Source organism: Cellulomonas uda (genome assembly GCF_006538705.1).
Lineage (GTDB): Bacteria > Actinomycetota > Actinomycetes > Actinomycetales > Cellulomonadaceae > Cellulomonas > Cellulomonas uda.
Map to the genome: position 1 here is coordinate 1 of NZ_BJLP01000086.1, position 5353 is coordinate 5353.

Genomic DNA, 5353 nt, shown 5'->3' on the forward strand with positions numbered 1-5353 from the left:
CCCGCTGCCCCCGCCGCTTCCGCCCCGCCGGGTCGCGCGTTCCTCGCTAGGTCGTGCGTTTCTCGGTCAGTCGTGCGTTCATCTGCACGGCCTACCGAGAAACGCACGACTCCGCGAGAGACGCGCGACTTTCGCGGTGGGGATGTGGGTGGGGGGCGGGAGGGTTGGGGGGTGGCTGACGAACTCCCTGTGCTGCTGCTCCCCGATGCCGACGCCTGGCGGGCGTGGCTCGCCGAGCACCACACGCAGACGACCGGCGTCTGGCTCGTGACGCACAAGAAGGGCGGCACGGTCACCGAGCTGACGTACGACCAGGCCGTCGACGAGGCGCTGTGCTTCGGCTGGATCGACGGGCAGCGACGCAGCCGCGACGAGCAGAGCAGCCTCCTGCGCATGACCCCGCGCCGCCCCCGCAGCGTCTGGTCGGCGGTGAACGTCGAGCGCATCGCGCGGCTCGAGCGCGAGGGACGCATGCGCGACGCGGGCCGCGCCCAGGTCGCGGCCGCGCAGGCGGACGGCCGCTGGGACGCCGCCTACCACGGCCCGGCCCGCATCGAGGTGCCCGACGACCTCGCGGCGGCTCTCGACGCCGTGCCCGCCGCGCGCGCCTGGTTCGACGCGCTGACCTCGGCGAACCGCTTCGCGGTCCTGCTGCGCGTCACCCAGGCCAAGCGGCCCGAGACCCGGGCCCGTCGCATCGAGGCGTTCGTCGCCGACCTCGCCGAGGGCCGCACGGTCTACCCCCAGAAGCGCCGCCCCGACGGCGTGTGACCCCGGCTGCACGCCGCTCGTCGTCGGCTACCGCTCGACCGGGTCGGTCACCGGAAGGCCGAGCTCGGCCGCGACGGACCTCACGGTCGCGTCGTGGCTCGCCACCGTGACGGGCTCGCCGATCAGCAGCGCGGTCGCGAGGTGCAGGGCGTCGAGGGTCTTGATGTGCGACTGGATGGACTCGGCGACGACGAAGGTCTGAGCGGTCATCTCCAGGATGCCGACCCGGTCGAGCAGCGGAGCGCCCTCGACGAGCGGGCGACGTTCGCGGCGCAGCACCCGGACCACCTCGGTGCGCAGCAACCGCGACGAGACGAACGTGTACCCGGGGGTGTCGAGCCATGACCGCAGGCGGGCGCGCTCGGGTACTCCCAGGATGGTCCGCAGCGCGACCGAGGAGTCCAGGTACACGAGCGACACGTCAGTGTTCGCCCTTCAGCTCGTCGAGCAGAGCGTCCACCTGCGCGTCCGTGTATTCGGGGCCACCGTCGTGCCAGGGAGCGGGTGACGCCGACGGCGGCGTGTACCGGCCCTCGCGGATGAGCCGGGACAGTCCCGCGGCGGGCTCGGTGTAGGCGGTGACACGCCAGCGGGGCTCGCCGCGCTCGGTCACGACGACCTCGTGGGTGGGCGTGACCTGCTCGAGCACCTGCGCGGTGTGCTGGTTGAGCTCGCGCTTGGTGACGGTCGACACGAAGCAAATGTACTACGCATGTCTGACGTGGTGCCGGGCGCAGGTGATCCGACAGATCACCGCGGGCGGTGTCCCGGTCTCGTCGTCCTTCCCCGCGCCACCTGCGGCCCCGGACCGACCGGGGCGTGCGTCTCTCGCGGAGTCGCGCGTCTCTCGCGGAGTCGCGCGGTTGACTGCGCGACCTGACGAGAGACGCACGACCTCGCGAGCTGCCGTGGTGCGTGCGGGTCAGCGGATGATGCAGCTGGCTCCGTTGAGGGTCGCCGCCTTGACCGGGGCGGGCGTGCCCGAGCCGATGAAGCCGAACGACACCGCGTTGTGGTGCGCGATCGTCGCGTTCCACGCGACGTTCTTGGCGGTGACGACCGAGCCCGACTGGGTGGCGTTCGCGTTCCACGCCTGCTGCACGGTCTCACCGTTGGCGAACGTCCACGTCACCGTCCAGCCGTTGACGGGCTGCATCGTCGCGTTGAACGCGGTGACCGTGCCCTGGAACCCGCCCGGCCACGCGTTGGAGACGTCGACCTCGATCTCGCACTGGCCGTCGGTCGGCGCGGGCGTCGTGACGGTCGGGGTCGGGGTGGGCGACGGGCTCGTGTTCGGCGTGCCGGTCGGACCCGGCGTCGGGGTCAGGGTGGGCGTGGGGGTCGGCGTCGGCGTCGGGGTGGGCGTCGGAGTAGGCGTCGGCGTGGAGGTCGTGCCGCTGAAGTCGACGTCGACGCAGTTGTAGAACGACTCCGGGCTGTCCGTGCGCTCCCAGATGTTGAACAGCACGTGCTTGCCGGTCTTGTTCGTCGGCAGCTTCACGTCCCAGTAGTACTCGGGTCCGGCGACCCCGCCCTCGCGCAGCGGCGGGTTGAGCACGCGGTCGAACGGCGCAGGCTCGAGGTCGTCCCAGCCGATCGGCTCGGACGGGTTCCAGCCGTCCTTCGTCACCCAGGTCGTGAAGTAGCCGGGGTGCCGGGCGACGGCCGCGTACTTGAAGGTGAGCTGCTGGCCGGGCTTCACGCTCGTCGTCGGCCACGCGGAGGACGGCGTGTTGTAGGAGGCGAACTTCGCGTCCGGGCCGCACAGCTTGCCGTCCGGGATCGTCTCGTGGCGGCCCGCGATGGTGCCGAGCAGGTTGCCGTACCAGTTGTAGAACGAGTAGTTGCCCTCGTTGGTGAAGGCGTTGACGCACGCGGGGTTGCGCGGCTTGATGTTGCCGGCCTCGCCGGCCGCGGCGCCGCCGGCCAGGCCGTCCTGGTAGCAGGCCCACGTGCGGGTCGGCGGGTCGGTGAGGCCGCCGTGCGCCTGCGCGGCGCTCGGGATGATGGCCAGTGCGATGGCTCCGGCGACGACCGCGGCGAGGCCGCGCCCGGTCCGGAGGATGGTGCGGTGCCGTGTCATGTCGGATCACCCTCATTCGAGTGCGCGGCATCGTCGCCGCATGGTCTGGACACCGGCTGGGGCGGTGTCCTCCCAGGCTGCGAGGCCCCGACCAGGGCGACAACCGGCCGAATCGTTTCCGGCTGGGCGGTCGTCGCCCGCGGCGGCCCGGGTGGGGTCAGTCCGCGAGGGTCGCGAGCACCCCGTCGCCGTACCGCTCGAGCTTCGTCGCGCCGACCCCGCCCACGGTCCCCAGCTCGTCCAGCGACGTCGGCCGGCGCAGCGCGATGTCACGCAGGGTCGCGTCGTGGAACACGACGTACGCCGGGACGCCTTGCTCCTTGGCGACACCGGCGCGCCAGGCGCGCAGCCGCTCGAACAGCGCGAGCGTCTCGCCCTCGAGGTCCGCGGCCGCCTTCGACGTCGAGCCCGACCCCGCGCCCGAGCCGCCCGAGCCCGACGAGCGTCGTCGTGCGCGCTCCGGCTCGCGCCGCACCAGCACGGGCCGCTCGCCCTTGAGCACCTCGCCCGACGCCTCGACGAGCTGCAGCGTCCCGTACCCCTCGGTGTCCACGGCCAGGAGCTCCGCCGCGATGAGCTGGCGCACCACACCACGCCACTCGGTGTCGGACAGGTCCGCCCCGATCCCGAACGTCGACAACGACTCGTGACCGAGCTGGGTGACGCGTGCGGTGCGCTTGCCGCGCAGCACGTCGACCACGTGGCCGACCCCGTAGCGCTGCCCGCGCTGCGCCATCCGGACGATCGTCGACAGGAGCTTCTGGGCCGCGACGGTGCCGTCCCACGTGGACGGCGGGGTCAGGCACGTGTCGCAGTTGCCGCACGGCTGCGCCTGCTGGCCGAAGTAGTTGAGCAGCTGCACGCGACGGCAGGACGCGGTCTCGCACAGCGCGAGCATCGCGTCGAGGTGCTGCGTGAGGCGGCGGCGGTGGGCGGCGTCGCCCTCGGACGTGTCGATCAGGCGGCGTTGCTGGACCACGTCCTGCAGGCCGTACGCCATCCACGCGGTCGACGGCAGGCCGTCACGCCCGGCGCGGCCGGTCTCCTGGTAGTACCCCTCGACCGACTTCGGCAGGTCGAGGTGCGCGACGAACCGCACGTCGGGCTTGTCGATGCCCATGCCGAACGCGATGGTCGCGACCATGACGATGCCGTCCTCGCGCAGGAACCGCGCCTGGTTGTGCGCGCGGACCTGCCGGTCGAGTCCCGCGTGGTACGGCAGGGCCGGCACGCCGTTCGCGACGAGGTGCTCGGCGGTCTGCTCGACCGACGCGCGCGACAGGCAGTAGACGATCCCGGCGTCGCCCGCGTGCTCGGTGCGCAGCAGCTCGAGCAGCTGGGCGCGCGGGTTGTCCTTGCCGACGATCCGGTACTGGATGTTGGGCCGGTCGAAGCTCGCGACGAAGTGCCGCGCGTCCTCGAGCTGGAGCCGCTGCGCGATCTCGGCGTGCGTGACCTTGGTGGCGGTCGCGGTGAGCGCGACGCGCGGCACGTCCGGCCACCGCTCGTGCAGCATCGACAGCCGCAGGTAGTCGGGGCGGAAGTCGTGGCCCCACTGCGACACGCAGTGCGCCTCGTCGATCGCGAACAGCGCGACGGTCCCGCGGTCCAGCAGGTCGATCGTGTCCGGCACGTTGAGCCGCTCGGGTGCGAGGTAGAGCAGGTCGAGCTCGCCCGCGAGGTACGCCTCCTCGACCTCGCGCCGCTGCCACGCCTGCTGGGTCGAGTTGAGGAAGCCCGCACGCACGCCCAGCGCCGACAGCGCGTCGACCTGGTCCTGCATCAGCGCGATCAGGGGTGAGACGACGACGCCCGTGCCCTCGCGCACCAGCGCCGGCACCTGGTAGCAGAGCGACTTGCCGCCACCGGTCGGCATGAGGACGAGCGCGTCCCCGCCCGCGACGACCGTGTCGATGATCTCGGCCTGGTCACCGCGGAACTCGTCGTACCCCCAGACCCGGCGCAGCACCTCCAGCGGTGTCCCGGACGCGGCCGCCGCCGCACGTGCAGGGACGTCCGACGCGCGTGCGGGCCGTCGCGCACCTCCGGCCGTGCCGCGGGTCGTCGCGGCGACCGCGGCCGCCAGCTCGCCCGACGCAGCGTCGTGCGGGACGCCGTGCGCCCACGCGTCGAGGTCCGGCGGTGCGTCGTCGTAGAACGGGTCGAACGGCGGCTCGTCCGGCCAGGGCTCGGCGCCGGCGGGCGCGTCGAGGAGGGGCGAGTCGTCGGGGTGCACGCGACCACCCTACGAGCCGCGGCCGACACGTCCGCGACCGCGTCCACAGGTCCCGTCGCACCGGTCTCGCGCGCGCGTGGCGGGAGTTGCCCGCCGCGCCCCGGTCCGTAGGGTGGGCGCGTGGGAACCGCACTCGTCACCGGCGCGTCCGCCGGACTGGGCCTGGAGTTCGCGTGGCAGCTCGCGACGGCCAGGCACGACCTCGTCCTCGTCGCGCGCGACGAGGCCCGCCTCACCCGGCTCGCGCACCAGCTCTAGGCGGG

General features: G+C 73.0%; 5 protein-coding genes and 1 pseudogene. 2 read left to right on the plus strand and 4 right to left on the minus strand.

Translation table 11 applies throughout. The features are described from left to right. The first annotated feature begins 171 nt into the window (after positions 1-171). Positions 172-771: a YdeI/OmpD-associated family protein gene (locus tag CUD01_RS16060; protein ID WP_141322500.1), complete on the plus strand. Its 600-nt coding sequence runs from the start codon at positions 172-174 to the stop codon at positions 769-771. Positions 772-798: 27 nt separating this feature from the next. Here CUD01_RS16060 and CUD01_RS16065 read toward each other — a convergent pair whose 3' ends face one another. The 4 genes from CUD01_RS16065 to recQ all read right to left on the minus strand — a co-directional run bounded on the left by CUD01_RS16065 (position 799) and on the right by recQ (position 5090). Next, a complete protein-coding gene (locus CUD01_RS16065; protein WP_141322501.1) occupies positions 799-1191 on the minus strand; it encodes a PIN domain-containing protein in 393 nt (130 codons plus the stop codon). A gap of 1 nt (position 1192) precedes the next feature. Next, complete coding sequence (locus CUD01_RS16070; protein WP_141322502.1) at positions 1193-1465, minus strand: type II toxin-antitoxin system Phd/YefM family antitoxin; 273 nt, start codon at positions 1463-1465, stop codon at positions 1193-1195. A gap of 228 nt (positions 1466-1693) precedes the next feature. Beyond that, positions 1694-2854: a lytic polysaccharide monooxygenase gene (locus CUD01_RS16075; protein WP_141322503.1), complete on the minus strand. Its 1161-nt coding sequence runs from the start codon at positions 2852-2854 to the stop codon at positions 1694-1696. Between the two features lie 157 nt (positions 2855-3011). After that, positions 3012-5090, minus strand: a complete 2079-nt coding sequence (recQ, locus tag CUD01_RS16080) for a DNA helicase RecQ (protein WP_218023868.1) — start codon at positions 5088-5090, stop codon at positions 3012-3014. 120 nt (positions 5091-5210) lie between these two features. Between recQ and CUD01_RS16085 the strand changes: the two are divergent. After that, a pseudogene (locus tag CUD01_RS16085) lies at positions 5211-5345 on the plus strand (SDR family NAD(P)-dependent oxidoreductase); the annotation flags it as partial. Positions 5346-5353: the final 8 nt, after the last annotated feature.

Coding starts and splice junctions, on each gene's coding strand:
- CUD01_RS16075 (WP_141322503.1), bottom strand. CDS start 2,854: ATGACACGGCACCGCACCATCCTCCGGACCGGGCGCGGCCTCGCCGCG.